21 protein-coding genes are annotated in these 21933 nt (G+C 40.4%); 11 read left to right on the top strand and 10 right to left on the bottom strand.

Features of this window, described 5'->3' with window-relative positions; translation table 11 throughout:
- Window positions 1-17 precede the first annotated feature (17 nt).
- Together GNP35_RS09665 and acs are read right to left on the bottom strand one after the other, a co-directional pair.
- The gene (locus tag GNP35_RS09665; RefSeq protein ID WP_155695887.1) at window positions 18-668 is read right to left on the bottom strand and encodes a response regulator transcription factor; all 651 of its coding nucleotides are present in this window, start codon (window positions 666-668) and stop codon (window positions 18-20) included.
- Window positions 669-706: 38 nt separating this feature from the next.
- Complete coding sequence (gene acs, locus GNP35_RS09660; RefSeq protein WP_155695886.1) at window positions 707-2650, bottom strand: acetate--CoA ligase; 1944 nt, start codon at window positions 2648-2650, stop codon at window positions 707-709.
- A gap of 207 nt (window positions 2651-2857) precedes the next feature.
- On the opposite strand from acs, the gene GNP35_RS09655 reads away from it, so the two are divergent.
- A complete protein-coding gene (locus GNP35_RS09655) occupies window positions 2858-3901 on the top strand; it encodes a DcaP family trimeric outer membrane transporter (protein ID WP_155695885.1) in 1044 nt (347 codons plus the stop codon).
- Between the two features lie 15 nt (window positions 3902-3916).
- Here GNP35_RS09655 and GNP35_RS09650 read toward each other — a convergent pair whose 3' ends face one another.
- Window positions 3917-5626, bottom strand: a complete 1710-nt coding sequence (locus GNP35_RS09650) for a hypothetical protein (protein WP_155695884.1) — start codon at window positions 5624-5626, stop codon at window positions 3917-3919.
- A 263-nt stretch (window positions 5627-5889) separates the two neighbouring features.
- On the opposite strand from GNP35_RS09650, the gene GNP35_RS09645 reads away from it, so the two are divergent.
- Complete coding sequence (locus GNP35_RS09645; protein WP_155695883.1) at window positions 5890-6471, top strand: YceI family protein; 582 nt, start codon at window positions 5890-5892, stop codon at window positions 6469-6471.
- Window positions 6472-6565: 94 nt separating this feature from the next.
- On the opposite strand, the gene GNP35_RS09640 is transcribed toward GNP35_RS09645, so the two are convergent.
- A complete protein-coding gene (locus tag GNP35_RS09640; RefSeq protein ID WP_155695882.1) occupies window positions 6566-7849 on the bottom strand; it encodes an acyltransferase family protein in 1284 nt (427 codons plus the stop codon).
- Window positions 7850-8044: 195 nt separating this feature from the next.
- On the opposite strand from GNP35_RS09640, the gene GNP35_RS09635 reads away from it, so the two are divergent.
- Window positions 8045-8902 carry a LytR/AlgR family response regulator transcription factor gene (locus GNP35_RS09635; protein ID WP_155695881.1) on the top strand — a complete coding sequence of 286 codons (858 nt, stop codon included), beginning with the start codon at window positions 8045-8047 and terminating at the stop codon, window positions 8900-8902.
- On the opposite strand, the gene GNP35_RS09630 is transcribed toward GNP35_RS09635, so the two are convergent.
- Window positions 8895-10037: a M28 family metallopeptidase gene (locus GNP35_RS09630; RefSeq protein WP_155695880.1), complete on the bottom strand. Its 1143-nt coding sequence runs from the start codon at window positions 10035-10037 to the stop codon at window positions 8895-8897. The two genes, GNP35_RS09635 and GNP35_RS09630, sit on opposite strands and share 8 nt — an antisense overlap.
- A gap of 380 nt (window positions 10038-10417) precedes the next feature.
- On the opposite strand from GNP35_RS09630, the gene GNP35_RS09625 reads away from it, so the two are divergent.
- From GNP35_RS09625 to GNP35_RS09615, 3 genes are all read left to right on the top strand, one after another.
- Complete coding sequence (locus GNP35_RS09625) at window positions 10418-10660, top strand: hypothetical protein (RefSeq protein WP_155695879.1); 243 nt, start codon at window positions 10418-10420, stop codon at window positions 10658-10660.
- Entirely contained in the window at window positions 10641-11375 is a 735-nt protein-coding gene (cdd, locus tag GNP35_RS09620) for a cytidine deaminase (protein ID WP_196492480.1), read from the top strand. The genes GNP35_RS09625 and cdd overlap by 20 nt, the downstream gene beginning before the upstream one ends.
- A 93-nt stretch (window positions 11376-11468) precedes the next feature.
- Window positions 11469-12278: a hypothetical protein gene (locus GNP35_RS09615; RefSeq protein ID WP_155695877.1), complete on the top strand. Its 810-nt coding sequence runs from the start codon at window positions 11469-11471 to the stop codon at window positions 12276-12278.
- A 59-nt stretch (window positions 12279-12337) separates the two neighbouring features.
- Here the strand turns inward: GNP35_RS09615 and GNP35_RS09610 are convergent, their stop codons facing one another.
- Entirely contained in the window at window positions 12338-13390 is a 1053-nt protein-coding gene (locus GNP35_RS09610) for a hypothetical protein (RefSeq protein WP_155695876.1), read from the bottom strand.
- 186 nt (window positions 13391-13576) lie between these two features.
- Here GNP35_RS09610 and GNP35_RS09605 point away from each other — a divergent pair, with 186 nt between their 5' ends.
- Genes GNP35_RS09605 through GNP35_RS09590 form a run of 4 tightly spaced genes read left to right on the top strand, consistent with a single transcriptional unit; the run spans window position 13577 to window position 15578 of the window.
- Window positions 13577-13906, top strand: coding sequence for a hypothetical protein (locus GNP35_RS09605; RefSeq protein ID WP_155695875.1), 330 nt, complete (start codon window positions 13577-13579; stop codon window positions 13904-13906).
- Between the two features lie 9 nt (window positions 13907-13915).
- The gene (locus GNP35_RS16565; RefSeq protein ID WP_155695874.1) at window positions 13916-14293 is read left to right on the top strand and encodes a glycosyltransferase family protein; all 378 of its coding nucleotides are present in this window, start codon (window positions 13916-13918) and stop codon (window positions 14291-14293) included.
- Complete coding sequence (locus GNP35_RS09595; RefSeq protein WP_230961357.1) at window positions 14242-14733, top strand: putative nucleotide-diphospho-sugar transferase; 492 nt, start codon at window positions 14242-14244, stop codon at window positions 14731-14733. Before GNP35_RS16565 ends, GNP35_RS09595 begins: the two co-directional genes overlap by 52 nt.
- On the top strand, window positions 14727-15578 hold the full coding sequence (locus GNP35_RS09590) for a hypothetical protein (RefSeq protein ID WP_155695872.1): 852 nt from the start codon (window positions 14727-14729) through the stop codon (window positions 15576-15578). Before GNP35_RS09595 ends, GNP35_RS09590 begins: the two co-directional genes overlap by 7 nt.
- Here the strand turns inward: GNP35_RS09590 and GNP35_RS09585 are convergent.
- The 4 genes from GNP35_RS09585 to GNP35_RS09570 all read right to left on the bottom strand — a co-directional run bounded on the left by GNP35_RS09585 (window position 15552) and on the right by GNP35_RS09570 (window position 20638).
- A complete protein-coding gene (locus GNP35_RS09585) occupies window positions 15552-17099 on the bottom strand; it encodes a TULIP family P47-like protein (RefSeq protein ID WP_155695871.1) in 1548 nt (515 codons plus the stop codon). The two genes, GNP35_RS09590 and GNP35_RS09585, sit on opposite strands and share 27 nt — an antisense overlap.
- A gap of 25 nt (window positions 17100-17124) precedes the next feature.
- Window positions 17125-18642 (bottom strand): TULIP family P47-like protein, encoded by a 1518-nt coding sequence (locus tag GNP35_RS09580; protein WP_196492478.1) that lies wholly within the window; start codon window positions 18640-18642, stop codon window positions 17125-17127.
- 34 nt (window positions 18643-18676) lie between these two features.
- Window positions 18677-19942, bottom strand: a complete 1266-nt coding sequence (locus GNP35_RS09575) for a TULIP family P47-like protein (RefSeq protein WP_155695869.1) — start codon at window positions 19940-19942, stop codon at window positions 18677-18679.
- Between the two features lie 72 nt (window positions 19943-20014).
- Window positions 20015-20638 (bottom strand): hypothetical protein, encoded by a 624-nt coding sequence (locus GNP35_RS09570; RefSeq protein ID WP_155695868.1) that lies wholly within the window; start codon window positions 20636-20638, stop codon window positions 20015-20017.
- A 393-nt stretch (window positions 20639-21031) separates the two neighbouring features.
- On the opposite strand from GNP35_RS09570, the gene GNP35_RS09565 reads away from it, so the two are divergent.
- Window positions 21032-21628, top strand: a complete 597-nt coding sequence (locus GNP35_RS09565) for a class I SAM-dependent methyltransferase (RefSeq protein ID WP_330997760.1) — start codon at window positions 21032-21034, stop codon at window positions 21626-21628.
- Window positions 21629-21933: the final 305 nt, after the last annotated feature.

The raw sequence follows: 21933 nt of genomic DNA, 5'->3' as shown, positions 1-21933 counted from the left end.
GGTATGCAGGTATAAGGCTACGCTGGCTCAACAGGACTTAGTTGGAGTTTCTCAGCAAGCAATACCGCCTGAGTGCGGCTGTTAATTCCGAGCTTGCGGAATATTGCGGTAATGTGAGCTTTGATGGTCGCTTCCGTTACCTGCAACTCGTAGGCAATTTGTTTGTTAAGCAAACCTTCGTGTAATAAATAGAGCACTTTGTATTGTTGTGGCGTGAGTTCAGCAACTCTATTGGCTAAATCAAGATCGTCCTTGCTTAGCGCTTTAATTTTCCCAGCCATGCCTTCTGGTAACCAGCTATCGCCTTCTAAAATACAGTTAATGGCATTAGCAATTTGCGCCGACGGTGATGACTTAGGAATAAATCCCATGGCACCAAAGCCCATTACTTTTGAAATCACATCAAGCTGTTCAGAGCCAGAAATAACGGCGACAGGAATGTCAGGGAAGTCTTCGCGGATACGAATAATGCCGTACAGATCACCACTGCCCGGCATGTGTAAGTCTAATAGCACCAAATCAAGATCAGGGTTTTGATCAATTTGTTGAATGGTAGATTCTAACGAATCCGACTCGGCCACTTCTAAGTCAGCAAATTGCAAACGCAAGGCACCAATAAGTGCCTCACGAAATAAAGGGTGATCATCTGCAATTAAAAAGTGAGCCATAAGTGCGCCGTATTTGAGCCGAATCTAAGCAAAAACTGCTATTTATTTAGTCTATTTTCAATGATGTTATCAACCACACTCGGATCTGCCAAGGTAGAAATATCACCTAATTGATCGTGCTCATTTGCAGCTACCTTACGTAAAATACGACGCATAATTTTACCAGAACGCGTTTTTGGTAGGCCAGGTGACCACTGAATCATGTCTGGCGTGGCAATTGGGCTTAAGTCATGGCGAACCCAATCACGTACTGACTTAGTCAGTTCAGGCGTTATTTCAGTACCCGATATAGGCGTTAAATAAACATAAATACCTTGGCCTTTAATGTCGTGCGGATAACCCACAACGGCAGCTTCAGCTACTTTTTCATGCGCCACTAACGAGCTTTCAATTTCAGCAGTACCTAAGCGGTGGCCAGACACATTTAACACGTCATCTACGCGGCCAGTAATCCAGTAATACCCATCGGCATCACGTTTACAGCCGTCGCCTGTGAAATACACATTGTCGTAAGCTGAAAAGTAAGTTTGTCCATAACGCTCGTGATCGCCATGAATAGAGCGCGCTTGTCCAGGCCACGAATCTTTAATGATAAGATTACCTTCGGCTTCGCCTTCTAATTCATTGCCGTCGCTATCGACGAGTGCAGGTTGCACACCAAAAAACGGTAACGTCGCTGAGCCCGGTTTTAAATCAGTAGTACCAGCAAGCGGCGTGATCATCGCGCCACCCGTTTCAGTTTGCCACCACGTATCAACAATCTGACACTTTTTCTCGCCTACTTTTTCGTAATACCATTGCCATGCTTCAGGGTTTATTGGCTCGCCAACGGTACCAAGTAATCTTAGTGAGTCGCGTGTTGAATCTTGTGCGGCTAAATCGCCTTTGCACATTAGCGCTCTAATAGCGGTAGGTGCGGTATACAAAATACTAATTTGATGTTTATCAATAATTTGACCAATTCTACGTTCGTCTGGGTACGTGGGAACGCCTTCAAACATAACCGTTGTTGCGCCATTGGCTAACGGTCCGTAAACAATATAGGTATGGCCTGTAATCCAACCAACATCGGCGGCACACCAATACACTTCACCTGGTTTGTAGTTAAATATTTTTTCATGGGTCATTGACGCCCACACTAAATAACCACCAGAAGTGTGAACTAAGCCTTTTGGTTTACCTGTAGAGCCCGAGGTGTAAAGCACAAATAAAGGATCTTCAGCGTTCATTTCTTCTGGTTCACAAGTCATGGCGCAGTTTGAAACTAAGTCATGCCACCATACTTGTGTGTTTGCTAGTGGGTTAATTGGCGCACCGTTGTTAAATACCACAGTGTGCTGAATGCAATTAACGTCTTCACGCTCAAGCGCTTCTTCAACGTTTTCCTTAAGTGGTAATGGCTTGCCACCACGTTTGTTTACATCGGCGGTGATAACAACGCTAGCACCACAATCTATAATTCTGTCGGCAATGGCGTTTGGAGAAAAACCTGCAAAAACAACTGAATGCACAGCGCCAATTCGAGCACAGGCTAACATGGCATACGCAGCTTGAGGCACCATTGGCATATAAATAATGACACGGTCGCCTTTTTTAACGCCGAGTTTTTTCAGGCCATTGGCCAACTTACAAACTTCGTCGTGCAATTCTTGATAGCTCACACGTTTATCCACACCAGGAGAGTCGCCTTCCCAAATAATGGCGGTGTCTTTAGCGCGAGTTGGCAGGTGACGGTCGATACAGTTCGAACTGACATTTAATGTGCCGTCTTCAAACCATTTAACGGAAACGTTGTCTTTTTTAAATGAGGTGTTTTTTACTTTGGTATATGGCTTCATCCAATCAAGGCGCAAACCTTGTTCGCCCCAAAACTCATTTGGGTGATTGATAGAAGATTGATAAAGCACTTTGTACTCTTCCATTGAAAGTGCGTTGTCGTGTTTATATTCGAAATCCGCAACGGGATACAAGCTAGCAGTCATGTCAATTACCTTTGTTTAAACTATCACCTAAATTCATCGTAACTGTTTTAAAGGTTTAGGTCTAAAAAAGGTATTAGACCATAGTCGAATAGACTAAAGACTAATTGTGTCTTTATATAGCCATAACATACTGTAATGCAGTAAAGAGGAGGCAAGTGAGTGTTGGGTCTTGCTCCTCAAAATAATAAATAAACTTGGGGAAGGAAGATGAAAAACACAAACAAACTACTTTTGGTGTCAATGTTAGGGTTAGGACTTGGTTGCAGTGCAGCTGCAAACGCAGCCTTTGAAGTTGACTTAGGCGACGATCAAAAAATTAAGTTTGGCGGCTTTATAAAAATCGACGGCCGATATGTAGACGGCGATGTAGGTTACCGAGACTTTTGGATTGGCTCGGGTTCTGTTTTACCAGAAGACGCTTCGCAGTTTAAAATGTTTGCCAACGAATCAAGAATTAATACCACTTACACCAACGGTGACGTAACCGGTTTTATTGAAATGGACTTTTATGGTGGCGGCGGTAATGAAATAATTTCTAATTCATCTCACCCTCGTTTACGCCATGCGTTTATTAAATACAAAGACGTATTGATTGGCCAAACGTGGACCACTTTTATGAATACCTCAGCACTTGCTGAAACTGCAGACTTTGCAGGCCCAATGGTGGGTGAAGCCTTTGTGCGAAATAACCAGGTTCGTTATACCAATGGCAACTGGCAATTTGCATTAGAAAACCCAGAAAGCTACGGCGGTAATCCAAACGAAGATGCAATGCCAGATGTTGTGGCTAAATATAACTTCAAAGGTGACTGGGGTAATGTGTCAGTGGCGGGTTTATTTAGACAGCTAAATACGGAAATGAACAACAGTGAAAGCGCCTTTGGTGTATCAGTAGCAGGTAAAATTAAAACCACAGGCAAAGACGATTTCCGCTTCCAAATTCACACGGGTAATGTAGGACGTTATGTAGGTGTAACGGCAGCTAAAGACCTAGTAGGCGAAGAAGTTGAAGAGTCCACAAGTTACATGGTGGCTTACCGTCATTTCTGGAACGACGACACGCGTAGTTCAGCATTTTACGGCAACATTACCACTGAAGAGTCAGATGCTGATCGCAGTCATTGGGGTGTAAACGTATTTAAAAATTACACGCCTAAATTAGCACTTGGAGTTGAAGTAGGTAGCTTTGAAATGGCAGATCAAAACGCTGAATCCATGTACCTGCAATTCAGCGCCAAGTACTCATTGTAGTAATTAGAGTAGCTGTTACATTAAGTTAAACAACGGCATATCAAATGCCACAAACAACAACGTTCTATTTTCACTTTCTGAATCGGCGCTAAATTTAGCGCCTTTTTGGTAAGCCACACCTAATACCAATGGCCACTTTTGCAATCCATAACTAATGGAAATCGACGGCGCAAAAATCTCATCCACTTCAAAGTCTTGCTCAATACCATTCAATTTTAAGTTGATTGGATAACCAAAATCAAAGGGCGATACCATTAGGCTTACGGCTCCCTCGTTAAGGCCTAGCCAATCTTTGTCAAAGGTGTATTCCAAACCAACTGGCACGTAAAAACCATTGTTGTGATTTTTACTATTAGCCTCATCAACCGTTGCTGATTGGGTATTATAAGCGGCACCAAAATAGGAGGTGACCATTAAGTGAGAGTGCGAGTCTCGCTTTTGCCAAAAACCAGTTTGAGGCAAGGCGAAGGTCGATAAGATACCTTTAACTTCATCGGCGGTATTCGCGTCACTCAATAAAGCAAAAAACTGAATATGTTTTGAGAGCTTCCACAGTGCTTGATTATGAGCGTCAGTATTTACGCCAGCGTTGTTTCCATGTTGCACCGCCCACCATTTTTTTATTAAAGCCAAGGCTTGTTGTGCTAACTCTGAGGTGGAAGGTCTGGTGCCGTCGGCCTTTGCTTGTATCGACTTGATATTTTTGTATAACTGCTGAATAGGCTTGATCATATTTTTGTAATCAGCCAGTAATTTTGCAAACTCACCGCTGTTGGGCAATACGGCTATGTCATTTTGTAAATAAAGAGCCGGGTCAAAATCAGTTGGTAAACTATACAGCGTGGTTAATTGCGAAACAAAGTCGTCAACGTTGGCACAAGAAGCTGGATTTTTGGTATTGGCAATCTTACAAATTGCCTGCCATGCCTTATCTGTAGAAGGATATTGAGTCAGTAGCTGGGTTGAAGGTCGTAAATCTGCTTTGTGTTTTTTCACATGTTCTAGCCAGACTTGCAGGCGATTAGGTAATGAAGTTAACCCTTTGATTTTGTTTTCAAACTGTAGGTAATTAAAGCGAGGAAGGTCACATATTTGGCCATTTTCGTTGGGTGTGTAGTCTTCAAATACTTTTAAAGTTGCTATTAGTTCTTCAAAGGGCTGGTAAAACGCTTTCTGTATTTTAGTTGAATTAGCGTCGGCATCTAACATGCTTAACGTAAGCGGAGTATAAGCCGTAGCCCCATTTTTAGTGGTATATTTTAGCTCTAATTGTTGCATGATATTTATCACCGTATTGGCGATAGGCACCTGCTTTTTGCCAAATCCCACTTTGTCTTCAATCTCTTTGGCAAAACTTCGAACCAATAAAGTCTCCATGTCATTTTGCATGGTGTTTTGCCACTGGGCTTTAGAGCTGATGAATATTTTTAACGTGCCTTGTTGATAGCTGTTTAGTGTTTCGTAGGTGGTGGGGAAATAACACTGTAAATTTTCATTTTCGCGAATGCTTTGCTCGTATAAATATAAGGCCGTACCTTGAGCTCGTTCTATTAAAAAGTCGGTGACGCCGTTAATACGGGCGCTGTAATTTTTATCAGAGCTGGTGGCTGAAATTGAGGAAAACGAAGTAAAGGCACTTAATAATAAAAGTGCCGACAACAATAGCGTGTTTAGTTTAGATGCGAATGTAACGAGTGCCTCTCGTTTTAGGCGTGCTGAGCGCATAACAATGTCCTTATTGAGCGATTAAAAAGCAAAGCGTGAAAGTTAGCATACAGGCGTGGTTAAAAAATGCACTAAATGCTTTTGGGGTTGATCTTTTGTGGCGGAGCGCTAGTATCCTCTGAATCTGAATTATTCGTCGCAAGAACTATTCATCACAAAACACAGAGCTCTAGTCCTGGGCTTCAGTTATGAACTTTAACTATTAGTTCTCGTACGGAGTTCTATCAATGAGCGCTAGTAAAGAACTCTAATAAGGAACCATTATGAAACACTTTATCATCGCTGCGCTTTTGCTTTTCACTTCGGCTCACGCTCAATCGTCTTATACATTAGTTCCTGAAAAATCTAAGTTGGTATTCACTTCAATTAAAAGTGGCTTTGTTATTGAAGCTCACGAATTTAAGTCTTTGTCAGGTGAGATAAACGAACAAGGTTTAGCAAGCGTCACTATTGACTTAGCGAGCGTAGAAACGGGCATTGATATTCGTAACGAACGTATGAAGTCGATGTTATTTCATGTAGAAAAATACGCGCAAGCATTAGTACAAACAGAAGTTTCTTTATCTGCGCTTAAAAACTTAAAGGTAGGCGAATCATTTCACCGTCATGTGCCTGTATCCGTTGAGCTTCATGGTCAAAAACAAGACTTAGTCGCTCACTCAGATGTTGTTAAAACAAGTGAAACCACAGTGACTATCTACAATACAAAGCCAGTGTTAGTTAATGCTGCAGAGTTTGACTTAGTTAAAGGCATTGCTGCATTGCAAAAAATTGCTGGCTTACCGTCAATCGCAACATCAGTTCCGGTAACATTTAAGCTAACTTTTGAACTACCTAGCAAGTAATACAGCTAGATACCAATTAAATACAACTAACCGGTAAATACCAACTAACCGGTAAATACCAAGTACTAGGTATTTAAGCACCAAATCAAATTAGCTAAAGCAGTAAGGTTAGCGCTAGGGGTAAAATTAATACGCTGGCGCTAACGTACCCTAATGTTCTGGTATTCTCTGAATAAGCCACCGCTTGTTTCATACCAAATAAGGGGCGAAGAAGGCTGCTTCGTCTGATCACTTCATAACTGCCTAAACATCCCGCTATTGTCATAACTATCACTGCTATAGGCTCAAACACCGCGCCCAAAAAGCCCAAATCAAAACTTGATAACCAATAGGCAGCAACAATCAAAATGCTTTGGTGCAAGATATAAAAGGTGTACACGCCTTCTGACCAATAGTTAAGTTTGTCCGATTTAACATTCATGTAGGTATACGCCAGCGACAATAACGTTAGTGCGCCCAGAACTCGAGAAAGGCTATAACTAACAAGGCCCAACGTTTGTAATGCAGGATGCGACGTGTCGCCATAAGGCAGCCACATCAATTGGTAAAAACAAACAAAACTAATCAAAACCAAAGGGGTGATTATAAGTAACTGAGGCAAACCTGCTTTTATGCGTTGCCAAAATAGCGGTGACCAACCAATCACATATCCGTAAAGCATAAAGGTGAAGCCAAGCGGGTAACGAACCTGGTCGGGATCCCAGAATGTTTGTAATAAAAAAATAGGCAGCGTCATAACTGCAATGGCCACAACGCAATGTTGACGCAATACCCAAGCAAAAAGTTGTTCAAGCCAGCGTGCATTAAGAATCGGCAGTAAACAAACTAACGCCAGTGAGTATTGCCATAACGAGCGCAAATACCACAAGTGATTAACATCAATATGAGGCCAAATTCCGGCCTGAAAGTCGTTAAATAATGTGGTGTCCGCAGAGAAAAATTCCAGCATAAATTGCCAGTATGACATCTCGAGTCCGGCTTTTTGAGTCATCTCAACATACAGTTGTGGTGGCACAACAACCAAGATCCCAAACAACAAAGGCAATAACAAGCGAATTGAACGCAGAAAAATAAAACGACGAATAGATACCTTCACCAACAAAAAACGAATCGCGATGCCCGATATCAACCACAAAATTGCCATTCGCCAGGGTGAAACCAATAACATCGCCATTTCTAAACCTTGCCATTGGTATTGGCTTTTATAGTGGTAGCCCCAGTTTTCAACGTAAAGCATACCAATATGAAAAAAGATCAGGAGCCCAAACACGCCTACTCGTAACCAGTCTAAATCGAAACGTCGCGTGAGCAAATCGACACGATTTGGTACAAAGTAATATTTGATAAACTTGGTTAGATTGTTGATGCTAGTTATCATTAAGTGCTCGCTCCATGTACTATTTTTTATAACATCAGTGTGTCATAGCTTTGTTGGTATAAAAGGCTTTAGGTCTTTGGTGACGGGCTCCAGGGATAAACGGTGGCTGAGTGTGACGAATTACTTGCAGAATATCGGGAATAATACGGCGGAATCATATATCGTAATAAGGTCAATCACTTGTGAACATAATAAATGAACTACTTATCTCACTTTCAGCGTTATAAATTAAGGTATGAAGTTAGTGCATTATTTGCCTATTTTTTAATAAATGCCACCGTTTTGGCAACCTCGGTGATCATGGAAAAAAGCCGCGTATATGACGAGTTGCCATTTAGTCTTTGGGAGCCCTTTGTTTGGGAATACTCAAGTGGCTTTAGTTCGCTACTCTTGTTTCCTGCCATTGTTTATTTGTTGGAAAAATACCCGTTTCAATGGCAGCACATTAAACGGTCGATACTGTTTTATTTGGTGATATCAGTCCTGTTTTCACTCAGTCATGTTGGGCTAATGGTTGGCATGCGCGAGATAGCTTATGCACTGGCCAGTCGCGATTATGATTTTGGGCAAGTGGGTTTTGAACTTATTTATGAGTATCGAAAAGACCTGTGGAGCTTTATCTTTTTTGTGATTGTTATTAAAGGTTATCAGTTTATTGTTGCTCAGCTACAAGGTGAAGCTAATCCGATTGCTCAGGGCGAAGACAATAGCGACAAACCGGCCATGAACTTAGACCGCTTGTTGGTAAAAAAGTTAGGCAAAGAATTTATTATAAATATTGAAGACGTGGAGTGGTTAGAGTCGTCGGGCAATTACGTTAATTTACACATTAATCAGCGTATTTACCCAATTCGAAGCACGCTCACCGCCTTGTCTAAGCAACTGAGTGAACGCGGTTTTTGCCGAATCCATCGCTCGCACGCTATTCGACTCGATATGGTTGAGTCTATTACGCCACAAGCGAGTGGTGATAGCGAAGTTAAACTAAAAAACGGCAAAACACTGATGTTGTCTCGCCGTTACAAAGACAGCTTTAAACGAGAGTTTACTTAACCCAGTTATTCGCTTGTTTCACAAACTCCAGTAGCACCTTCACGTTTTGTTGCTGCTGGGTTTTTAAGTGATCTTTCATCACTGGAAATAGTGCACTCTTTTTATCAAATTTAGTGTGCCAAATTTCGCCCCAGGCTTTTTCATCATCACGGTTACAACTGGTTAAGTTTTTCTCATCAAAGCAGTCCCAATAAGCCTTATCAGCCACTTGTGAATAACCGTCATTACCGCGCTTACCTTTTAATGCAAAGTTAGTGGCCTCAATGTAAGCTGTGGTTACGCCGCTGCAAGCAAACGGAGAATGATCAGACCAAGCGCCTGTTTCACCTTCTGGGTAACCTTTGTATTCTTGATGCAGTAAATGAGGCGTGTCTGGATATAGTTGTTTTGAAACCGTTCTAATACCTTCACGCAGCTCAGTGCCACTTACGTAGTTGGTTTCTTTAATGTAGTCACAGCGGTAAGGTTTTGAATGTGCGCTGTGTACGTACAACTTGTCGCCACCAATAATCGTATCTAAGTTGATCATGCCTATCATGTTGCTGGTATCGTTGCTGTTTACATAAGCTACTGAACCTTGTAAACCACGCTCTTCTGCACCAAAAGCAATTAAGCGAACTGTGTAAGGTAACGTTGTGCCATCACTTAGCAAGTTTGCTAATGACAACAATGCCGCCACACCTGAACCATTATCAATTAACCCTTGTGAGCCAGACTTCACACCAACAGAGTCGTAATGCGCAGCAACCACTAATAGCTTGTCCGACTGACCTTTAATATCAATAGACAAGTTTTGCGAGTTGTAGGTTTTAGAACGGCGCTTGTAACTAAATGGCTGCATTGTGACGTCATAACCCGCCTTTTTCCATTCCGACGCAATCCACTCTGCGGTTTGTTTCTCTTGTTCAGAACCACCCACGCGATCAGCTTTAATCTCAATGTAATCGGCTACTTTTACAAATTCAGACCATGCCGAACCTTCTACCGCACTCTTTGCTGAGTTCTCAGTTGAAATGGCTGCAGTATTCTTTGCTGAATTCTCTGCTGAATTGGCTGCCGCACTCATGGCTGAATTGGCTGCCGCACTTAAAACAAGTGAAACTGACAACATGACCGAACGTTTAATAAAATTCACACCGACTCCAAGGTTATTATCTAGCTTTTTGATAAAGCTGGTAAAAGGTTTGTTAAGCAAAACTTAATAAATTGTAACCTTTATTTTATGTTTAGGAAGTGAAAACACTCAGTTTTAAACTCGTGTAGCCTTAAGTTCAGCACAGGGAGTAACGCGCTACCATTAACTAGGTGAGGTTATTTTAAAAAGCAGTACTAATATAAAGGCTGTTTGTTATCTATTGCCTCAATCTACTACATTCAAGCTAGGTACAAATTTTATTTAAAATTGCCCAGAAAACCCTCGAAAGCATTAAGGTCAGTGCTTTTAGGTAAACTTTCACTTCACTCCTTAGGCATTTTTATTTATAGTACTGTGCCTTAAGCAACGTCATTTTATTTATGAATCATTGCAACGCAACAGACCAAAAAAGCTCACTAAGCCAATGTGAGTTACAAGACCTTCACGAAATGATCGCCATTCAAGGCGGTGTATTAAAATCCCATCAAGTTTTATCGTTAATGCAACAACATGCTGTTTCTTTTGAGCAAATAAAAAAACTGCTGTTACCGGTTTGCGAATTTTTTGCTATCGCGCCTATTTCCAAATTTCACGCAGGGGCCATTGCCCAAGGCGAAACTTAAGCAAAACGATTTTAGCCAGAGCCAAAGCCAAAGCCAAACTAGCCACGACCAGCTTAGCCAGGAAGCTGTAGCTAACCTTTATTTTGGGGCGAATTTAGAATTTGCAGGGCAGGCACTAAACTTAACTGTGCATGCAGAACAAGCCGCAATAAACAACGCTTGGCATCATGGCGAGTCAAAAATTACCGCGATGATCATAAACGCTGCACCTTGTGGATTTTGCCGACAGTTTATTAATGAAGTCAGAGACGCGCGTTTAATGCCAATGAACATTGCAGGTAAAAATGTCAGCTTAGATGACTTGTTGCCAGACCCGTTTTCGCCAGAAGTATTAGGCAGCAATGTGATGCTGTTTGATAGCATTGACAACGGTATTGTTTTTGACGCAATTGATAAAGACTTACTGCGCGCCGTAAATTCGTCGTATGCGCCTTACACTCAAAACCCAAGTGCGGTAATGATTGAATGCGATGGCGGAACGAAGTTTATTGGCCGATATGCTGAAAACTGCGCTTACAATCCAAGCTTGTCGCCACTGCAAAGTGCTTTAAGTTTAATGGCGCTGCACGGTTTAAACCCAAACAAACACCCAATTAAACGCATTACTTTAGCGGAAGTAAAAGGCCAAGCTAACCAACTAGGTGCGACAAAAAACGTGTTAACTAGCTTGCCTCAAGGTATTGAATTTGTTCATTTGTTAGGTGAAAAAGCATAAAAATTTGTTTATAGTCCAGTGAGTATTTGCCGTTTTAGCAATTTAACGGCAGCATTTAACAGCAATCTCTAACAGCATAAAAACAAGGATGTTATGAATACTCATACTAATGACAACGCAGTAAAGTCACTGCCTGTTTTTCAAATACTAAAAAGTAGCTTCCGTTTACCTTTTGAAAATGCTGCCCTAATTTTACGTTTGGGCTGGCCATATTTATTAGTGTCTATGTTAATTACCGTCTTATCGGTAACTAACGAAAACGGCTTTTTAAATTTCTTTTCATTCATACTTATGACCGCCGCTAGTGTGTTAGCTGGTGTGGCTTGCCATCGAATATTTTTGTGTCCGAAAGATGAGGTAACGCAATTATCAACGTTCCGCTGGGGAAAGTCTGAAGCAGACTTTTTTGTGGCCGGCTTAAAACTAACTTTTGCACTTATAGTGGGTACTATTTTAGCCGTTGGTTTAGGGGCATTGGTGACAAATATTGCAAGTATTGAATTACCAACAACCGAGTACTTAGGCTTTAATCTGCTGGTTTGGGCAGGAATATTTGTGTTTGGTTACGTGTTTTCAAGAATCAGCTTTATTTTGCCAGGTGCAGCCGTTGGACGTTACTTTAACTTTAATACTTCTTGGGCGGCCACCAAACCATATGCGTTACCACTGTACTTTGTGATTTTCCTTGTGCCAATGGCTTTAACTACAATAGTTACAACACTCCTTTCAGTATTAGAAGGTTCAGCTTTAACCCCTTTAGGCTATGAATTATTAATTGCACTTGTATCTTTAGTGGGCGCAGTCATTGAGCTGTGTATATTGTCAAAGTCTTTTGAATGGGTAACTAATCAAATGCCAGAAGAGCACGCAGAGCTAGCTGAATGCGACAATGATAGAGACTGATTAAGAATTAAAAGAGGAGCCTTGGTTCAGGCTCCTAAACTTTAGTAAGTTAAAACGTATTAGAAGTAATACTTAAGACCAGTTCCGGCATAAAAAACACTATCTATATTTAAATCTAGTTGGCCAGCAAATTTACTAGATGAAATAGAGCCGTCAGGACCTACTTGAGCTTTATGAAAGTCATAATAGTCATAACCTAGGTAAAAATCCCAATGCAAGTTACCAGTTATGGCTGCCTCACCACTAATGTGACTTGTTATAAAAATGAGAGCCGTATCTTCAAAGTCTTCAAAATTGTCGGCTAATAACTCTGTATCAGAAAACTTGATATCACCGGGGCCATAATGCATTAGTACTTTAATTCTAACTTTAAAGTCATTGGTATTTACTAATTCGCTTTTAAATTGAAATGCAAAACCCTGGGCCTCAAACTTAGTATCGTAGATCTTTTGTGAGTCAGTAATTCCGTCAATGGTGAGTGAGTAGGGTTTTTTGTATTGAATAGCAAATAACCCACCCGCTAAATATACGTTGTCGCCAAAGTTAAACTCCGCTAACCCAGTGAATTTTTCAAAATCAGTTTGTTGATTTAACACAGAGCCTTCCAAAATAGTGGTTTCACTCCCTCCAAACTCTAGGTACTGCTTATCTTCTTCCAAGGTAAGTGAAGATAAAAATGTACCTTTGTCGTACTGAAATTGTAATTCAGTTGTGTCAGAGAACTTATAAAGTGGAAGATCAACGAATAACTTTTCCAATGCTTCATCACCCGTTGCACTCTCATTAGATTGCAATAAAAACGCCTGTTGAGCATCTTGTTCAGGGGTCCACATATACTTAATTGTTTTGGGTATAGGTAATTGAAAGCCTATTTTGTTATTCACTTTTGCAATAGAGGCTTCAAAATTAAGCTCTGCCACAGCAACATTTAACTCAATGGTTTGATAATCGACACCGTCAATACCTGTAGGTGTCCAAGATGAATAGTAATAGTCTAATGACATCGTTAAAAATTTTTCTTTGAATTGTGTTGGCTCTGTTTCAGCAAAAACGGAGTTTGATACTACAATAATAGTTAGGGTGGATATGTATTTGATAAGACCTTTTTTCATTTTCTGCTTCCTTAATAAAAAGGTGGACACAGAATGCGCAGCTTTTGCAATCAGTACAGCGCTTACTTCTAAATTATTACAACTAGCGATGATTAAACTAAACTTGTGTGTGAGGGTAAAGTATAGAGTAAGAACCGTCCTAACGCAGTAAAGTAGGGACCTTTACGCAAACTAAAGGATAAAACAATGAATACTATATTAAAATGTAACTTTTCATTTGATGCTGAAAACAGCGACCAAGTAAATGCGATTGTTAGTAAACTAAATAACGATAAACTTCGCACTTTTAACAGCCCTGGAAACACTCAAATTAGTTTAGAATTGGCTGTCGAAACCATTGATGAACTTCAACAAAACCTTTTACAAATAGGTCCCGCCTTGACGGAATTGAACAAGCTAGCCAAACCATCTGAACTGCACTGTGCTGGTGACGTTCCAGAGCCATTAAAAGCATCACTAGCACCATTTCAGCCGAAATTTATAACAATTCAACAATACCAAACTTTGTTTCATTAGTTCACGCACATGAACCCTTCGAGATTGGCCTTCATTAGTTTCAATGTAGAGCCTCAAGTTCAGCATACCTACAAATACAGTGAGTTAGGCAAGATATCCATGGAAAATCACCAAGCCTACTGTGCTCAACATCACATTGACTACATCGATGAAATTGAGCGAGATGATACCTGTGATATATGTTGGGCTAAGATACCTCTAATTCTTAAGGCATTAGAAAACTACGAATGGGTTGTGTGGGCCGACAGTGATACGCTCATCGCCAATATGCATATCGATTTAAGGTCATTATGTGACGACGATTATGACTTTATATCTCAATGCCCCAGTGTTTTTTGTCTGAGCTTAATTGGACAAAAGAGAAGTGTTTGTTGGAAATGCCGCTAAATACCGGTGTGTTTTTAATTAGGAGCACAGAGCGCTCAAAAAGCTTACTCAACGAGGCTTATAAACAGAGGCAGCGGCTCTTTTTTAACGGCGTATGGAACGGAATTGGAGAACAAGAGGCATTAATCTCATTGTTGCAAAAAGACAATGTTGCGCAACCCAAAATAAAATACCTAAAAAACCTTCAGTGTATGCCTAAGGCGGTTTCTGACAATAGCTTATTTATTCATTTTTACGGAAATGGAGCAACACACATATTAAGCAATAAACATGCTCTGGAGGTGATTTCAAGTTGGGCGCAAGCTATCCAGTTAGGGACTGCGCTACCTGACAATCGCATTCAATTTCATTGGAGTTGCATTCAAAATAAACAACCGAATATGATTCCAGATCGCGGTGGACCAGAGCGCTTTTTATATAAGGACAGCGATTTTTGTTAACTAAAAATATGTGCTGCACTGCATCAGTCGATTCAAAATCGAATATTTCGCTTCATTATTTACAAAAGTTGGATACAGCCAAGGAGCTAGTTGTCTTTATTCAGGGGTTAGGTGGCACGGCATATAAAGTGGTGAAAACTAAAAACTCTAAATGCAAAGCGGCTAATAAAAACCAGTGTAGCAACATTATTTATTCAGCATTTTGTAATCAACTTTTAAACTTGTTTCCAAACTCAAATATTGCCTTGCTTGAGTATCCTGTTGACCTCTTGTTTTACAGAAATAAAGAAGCAGAGTCATTTAAACAAGTGCTAGCCAATTGTAAAATTGCGTTAGCACATGCATGCAGAATCGAATATAACTCGTTGATTTTTATCGGGCATTGTTTAGGTGGTTTTATTGCGACTAATTGCCTACCTACACTATTGTTGGACTATGAAAATAAGAAAATCCCCAAGCCCATTAGCAAAATTAAGAACTGTGCAATAACGGTTTTTCTACTTGATGCGCCCTATGATGTAGAGTCGGACAAGATTTCAAACTGGTTTCAAGGACTAATGACGTTGCTTCAACTTTCTGAGGCAGATTTTCATAACAATGCTATTGAGTGGAGAGTGCTACTCGACGAATATAAAAACACAAACGAAACACAGTTTTATAGCGTGTTAGCTTCGGAGCCATCATGGGTCAGCGACTTAATGCCAACTGCAGACTTAGCTCCAGAACAGGTTTTTTACGTTAACCAAAATCATGATCAACTTCTGAAGATGTCGCAAGTGAAACCATATTCAGAAGTGATAATGGTAATAGAAAAACACCTAAATAAAACCGGGGTTTCCACCTAACTGCAAAGAGTCATTCATTCCTGCGAACGTTAATTTAAATGTATTGCCTCCTGGCCAACAAGTGGGGCTTGTGCAATTTAAAGTCAATAGCGCAAGAGATGGCGAGTCATTGCTTACTTTATTTCCTACTGCGTCAGCAATGAGAGTAGGAGTTGCGTCAATTAAACCTATAAGCAATGCAATAATAATTAAAGCCACTACTAAAAATGCGCCCTCAGTCACAATCGTCAAAATCACACCGATTATAATTAACGCCAGTTCTAATATTATTTTTTGTGCGACGCCGGAGGTGGTTGTTTTTGTTGTATGGTCTTTAATTGGCGGTCTAGACTCTTTGTATACCAAGGTTTGTGAACCATCTGGTTTATCGGCAATTTCAATATTTTGATAACTCGTTACCGTAATTTCAGCGTATGTACCCAAGGCGATATCAACACGAGTAATGGAGTGCACAACAATTTCATTTTCGTTAATTGACACTTCTAATGACGTAACTTCTGGGTGGTAGGTCGTGCCTGCATGCTCTACCGTTTTTGTTTTAATATTGGTTGTGTTTATTACGCTGCTTTTGTCGTCCGAAAGTGCAAAGTCGCTTTGCGTTGAGCCTGGAAATGCGGAAGGCAATCCAGGTAATACCATCTCAGTTAAAAACCGTTCTTGTGAGATTAAAAAGCCTGACCTCGCCCCTTTAGGTATGGCATTGGGCGATAGTTGTGACGCAATGCCTGCGCTTGATCGATTTTCTGTCATGCACAGCACGCCTAAAATAGAGTCGTTGGCGGTGGAGCCTGCGCAAAATGCATAACTAGTAGAAGTGGGAGCTAGCCATTGAAACTGTTTTTTGTCGACCTTTGTATTTAAGTTAACAGCGCTAAAAACATGAGTGAAAAGTGTTAAATTGCTATTGAACCATAGCTGCAATGTAGAGGCGGCTAGCGCGTTCGCGACAAAATCTGAAATGTTGGGGGCGGTAAAATTGATCACACTGACTACTTGTTCGTTTTCAGGGGCTTTAAAGCGAGTGACTAAATCTACATTGTTTTCACTGCTACTCTGTTTACTCATAGCAGTTTGCTTACTGTTCGTTTCTTTTGATGGGAGATAATTTAACTGAACTTCAATATGCACCTCTGCGCCTTCAAGAGAATATTGTTTACCGTTATAGTTTAATGAACCTGTTTTAATTGGTGTCGAAAAGTGAATATCGATGCCTGCGCCACCACTTATTTGCCAGTCATCAAAATCGCCATTTACTGAGCAAGAGCCATCAGGAGCCTTTTGTGAAAATGTTTTAGGCGAGCTTGATTGGGCAATAATAGCTGCATTCGCATCTGGCATTCTAATGGCAAAAGCTGTATCCCAACCATAGGTGCGTGCAATAGCATTAGCCGTAGATGTTAACTTAGGGGCCACAAATGTTTTGGCTGTTTTTTGCAATAAAGAAGGAAACTTGAACTCGGTAATTAACTCTGCTGGATTTAACAGCGCGTCAAATTCTCTACCTTTTACTTGTTGCTCCATAACATGCCCCTATTAAAATTGTGATTTATGAAAATTGTGGATTGCCACCAAACTGCATTGAAACGTTTAGCCCGGCAGACGTAATTAAAAAGTTCTTAGAATCTGGCCAAACAATGGGATCGGTCGCGCTAGCTACCATCAATGTAACGGGTGGTATTTTGTCTTTTTCTCCTTCGGCAACAGCCGTAATAATAGTGCCAATATTGGCAATCAACTCACCCACAATAAGTACAATAACAACGGCTATAACTCTAATTACCACACGTTCAATAGCCGTTTTAGCCCATGAGCCAAATCCAAGTGTGGCTACTGCCGCTAATACAGATGCTGCGACTGTCGCCCATGTGACCCATGCAGCAACCTCTACATTGTGATCAATGATTGGTGCCGAGGCCTCTTTATAAACAATGATTTGTTCGCCCTTTGAATTAAGCGCGAGCTCCATAGAGGAAAATGCTGTGTAGTCCATCATGATTTTAATACCGGGACTAAAATCTACTTCCGCTTTTATCAATTCCATTTTAATTTCGTTGGCTTCTAACGTTAGTTGAAAATGCCCAGGTTCAAGTTTTGGTTTATAAGTGCCAGCGCCAAGCTTTACCGGATCCATATATACGGTATTCACATTTCTAAGCATTGTTCCATCATTCACCACTTCAAAGTCACCCACTACAGAACCTTCAAATAAAGAGTTTACGCCGGGTTTAACTAGTTTTTCTAAAACGCGGTCTTGCGCAATTAAAAAGCCTGCCCTTTGGCCCGATGGAATAGCGTTAGGGGAAATTTGCATACTATTGGGAACGGCTCGTTTTTCTGTCATGCACAACATGCCAAATACATTGTCAGCCAATGAGCCCTGTGCGGATACAGCCCAACCTAAACCTGTTGGTTTCATCCATTGAAATTGATCTTTGTCGGCGGTTTCATTTAGAGTCACTGTTGAAAATGCATGTTTAAAGTCAACTAAGTTGTCCGTTAGCCACTTTTCTATTAGACCAGACATCACGGCTTTTACGATAAAAGAAGGATCGCCGGGTACATTCGTTAAATTAGTAACACTGACTGGTTTAGTCGCATCGGGAATGACATCATTGGGCGTACCATTATTGCCACTGACTCCCGCTAAAGCCTTTAACTCCAGTTCAATAGTGGCTACAGCACCGTCCATTGGATAGGTTGTGTTTTGATAAACTGTATTGCCTTTGTCAATTGGAATAGTCATGTGAAGCAAAATCCCTGCACCGCCTGAAAGTTGCCATGGATTAAATGTTCCTGACGCCGTTGCTCCGTCTGCACTGGTTGAAAAGTCTTTAGGAGTCGCACCTTCTTTTGCTAACCCAATATTTGCATCGGGAAACTTAATGGCATAAACCGTATCCCAATTGTAAGTATCTGCAATTGCGCCACTGCCAAGCAGAGCCATCGATTTTGCAAATGTTTTTCTAGGTGGGTTACTGGTTAAATGCGGAAACCTCATGTGTATTACATCGGTATTGGCTAGCCCTTCAATCAATGAAACTTTTTGTGTGCTATCTACATTCATGTTGTTTATCCTTTTATGTAGTGGCGGTCTTTGTTTAGCTAACATTGCCAAACATTTGGAAACCGGCATTTAACTCTCCGCCGGCTATTTCAAAGTGAGTCATGCCGGGCCAATCTAAAAGTAATGGGCCTATCTCACAAAAAGAGGTATTAATTGATGCGTCGAGCCCCGAGGCAATGCCATCAGCAACAATAGGAACGACAATCGCCATAATTAAATCGGGTATTGGTCCCATTAAGTAGTCGTACCAAGGAATATGTGCATCATGGCTAGTGGAAGGATGAGCATCTTTTTTTATGGTTAATTTACCCGAGCTCCCGTCAAATGAGGATGAGCAATTGCTCGTTACTGAAAACGTCATAGACATACCCATTTTTAGGTCGCATGAACCAGACGCGACTGTTTTTATCTTTGATGCGGAAAGGGTTATTTTCAAAGACGTAATAATAGGATAGTAAGTAATTGCGCCAGACTTTTTTCCAGGCAATGAAATGTGTTTTTTGTTAATAATTGCATTGTTTTTGGCGTCAAAACTAAACGCGTCTTGCTTATTTCCGGGATACACCTTAGTCATACTTGGCAGAACAACGTGCTCTAAAAACATGGCTTGTGAAATTCCGTAATAGGCATTGCCAGTTCCGCTCACCAAGTTTGAGTCGACCTCTAATTTTAGGCCTGAGGGGCTTTTGTTGTTTGTTACGGCAAAGACAACTAAAAATAACTGACCATTGCCTGTTTTATAGTAATTGTAAGCGCAGGAAGTTGGGGCTAACCAAGAGCTCGATTTGTCGGGTGACACCGCATTTACATTGGCAAAAGCAAAGGTAATATTGTCGTCGTTATCTACTAAAAACTGAGCCAACATTGGCAATAAAATGGATTTTTGTGCGAAGGATAACTCTCCATTAGGATCAATGACGGAGCCGTTTAATGGCTTTATAACGCCGGGCTTGGAAGGTTCATCTTCTTTTCCTACAGATTTTAGATTTAAAACTAATTTTGTTTTATTAGGTAAATCCGTAGGTAAAAATGACAAATTCACTTCAAACTTAGCGCTTACCTTTGCTAAGTCTGCCGTATTTCCTAAACCGGTTAATGTACCTGACGCAATTTTTAACTCTAAATGCAATAATTGACCAGAGCCACCTGCGACGATTTCCCAGCCACTAAAACAACCTGCGATGTTAATAGCATCCTGCTTTTGATTAAACTGCGACACAATATTTGCAGGCTTACTCAATATTGCGTTTACGTAACTAAGATTTACAGCATAAGCTGAATCCCAACCATTTAAGTCCATGTTGATGGCCTCTAAGTTAAAGTTAGTAGGTACGACTAGAAAAGTTTTTGAATATTGCTTGAGTAAAATTGTCTAACGGGTCTTCTTTCGGGCTCGAACCGTTAGAACAATAAACGCAGTAAATAGTAAGGCGAGGCCAGTAGGTTCGGACACATTAGATGGCGCCGAAATGTTACTGACAGTGAAATGCAGTGCACTGTTAAAATTAAGGATGTTAAACGTAGAAGTTGGAACAAAACCGGTGGGTGAAGACGAAAACGTAGGCCCACTTGTAATAGACGTGGCTGCATTTACGTTGGGCACGCTACTACCTAACCAAGTGGCAAATCCGCTATCTATAGAAAGTATTAAAAAGTAATCATCAGGCAATAAATTAACGCCAACAATAAACGGGTTGTTGCTTGATGAATTAAATGCAAAAGCTGATATAGGAGTTAATGGTGCTGTGGAACCAAGTGCCGTGGGGTGAAGCCAGATGCTGCCAATACAAGCAAAACATTCGATAGGTGCAGTAATAGATACGTTATTAAATTGTGCAGTAGTAGAAAAAGACACTGCTACCGCTTCACCAGCTGAAACGCTCTGACCAGAGTCGCCGTTACCAGATACGTCAAGAATAACACTGGCTTTTGTTGCTCCAGATATTGCTAAAAATATGACGAATATGGAGATGTATTTTAACGTTGAATATCTCATTGCCTTTCCCTGTAGTACCCTAAATTATAGAAACTACTGCAACGGCCAACTAGGTTGTTTTTAGCCGTTGAATAACCATAGATGTTGAAATGATTCTTAGCAAAATTTATTTTTCAATATTACCTTTAGTAGGTATTTATTTTATATTCAATCACTATATTCGATATAAATAACCAATACTTACTCAGTAAAAAGTTTTTAAATTTTTATTGAGTAACGAAGGCAAAAAAACAATCAAAAGTACTTAATATTGCGAGGTTGTTTCAGTATTTGATACAACATCTTTTTGCAGTTTAAAATGAACAATGGCAAAGTACAGGTTAGCTCTGGCTCAAACTAATTCCCAAAAGCCCATAGTTTGTAATAATTGCTGTAATTAACAAGGAAACGCACGTGAGTAACGAGTTTTATAATTTGAATGCACAGGCATTTTTTGATTCTACCGTAGAAGTAGATATGGAAAATATTTACCAGCGCTTTTTACCTCATGTCGTACCTGGAACATTGATTATTGATGCTGGTTGCGGAAGTGGCAGGGACTCTCTTTATTTTAAAAAGAATGGCTATATAGTTGATGCATTTGATGCTTCAGAAGAGCTAACAAAAAAAGCCAGCGAGTTGATTCAACAACAAGTAAAAGTATCAACATTTGATACTTACCTTAATTCTGTTCAGGCACATGGAATTTGGTGTTGTGCGTCGCTCCTGCATGTTCCTAAATCAAACTTGAAATCGTCTATTAAAAATCTAGAAATACATTTAGTAGATGGTGGAGTTATGTACGTGAGTTTTAAATACGGGGACAGTGAACGATCTCAAAATGGGCGTAAATTTACTGATATGAATGAAGCTTCTCTTCAGCAATTACTTCAAGGTCTACCAGCTATAGCAATAGAAGATATTTGGATTACTAGTGACAATAGGCCTGGCCGAGAGAACGAAAAATGGCTCAACGCTATATTAAAAAAAAGACTATTATTAATCGATTAGAAGTCTAAGTCTCGATATAAATGCTTATGGAGCGAATAGATAGCTTACTCACACTGACCTAGCACCATCAATTGAAATTATAGGTTCCATTCTTTTCGAGAACTACACTTTTAAAAATTCTCTCTTCCTCCAAGATTGTCGTAAACCTCATTGTAAATTATATATTCATATGGCAGGTTACGTGTTGATTGAACGAGTGTCTGTTTAAAGTTCCAACATTGGATATTAAAAATCCCTCATTTAGAAACTGATTTTTCTCGAATTTTGGAACCTAATGATGTTATTCTAAAAAGTGTTTTCTAATC

Source organism: Psychrosphaera haliotis (assembly GCF_009728465.1).
Taxonomy (GTDB): domain Bacteria; phylum Pseudomonadota; class Gammaproteobacteria; order Enterobacterales; family Alteromonadaceae; genus Psychrosphaera; species Psychrosphaera haliotis.
This window is presented reverse-complemented; position numbering and strand designations above follow the sequence as displayed.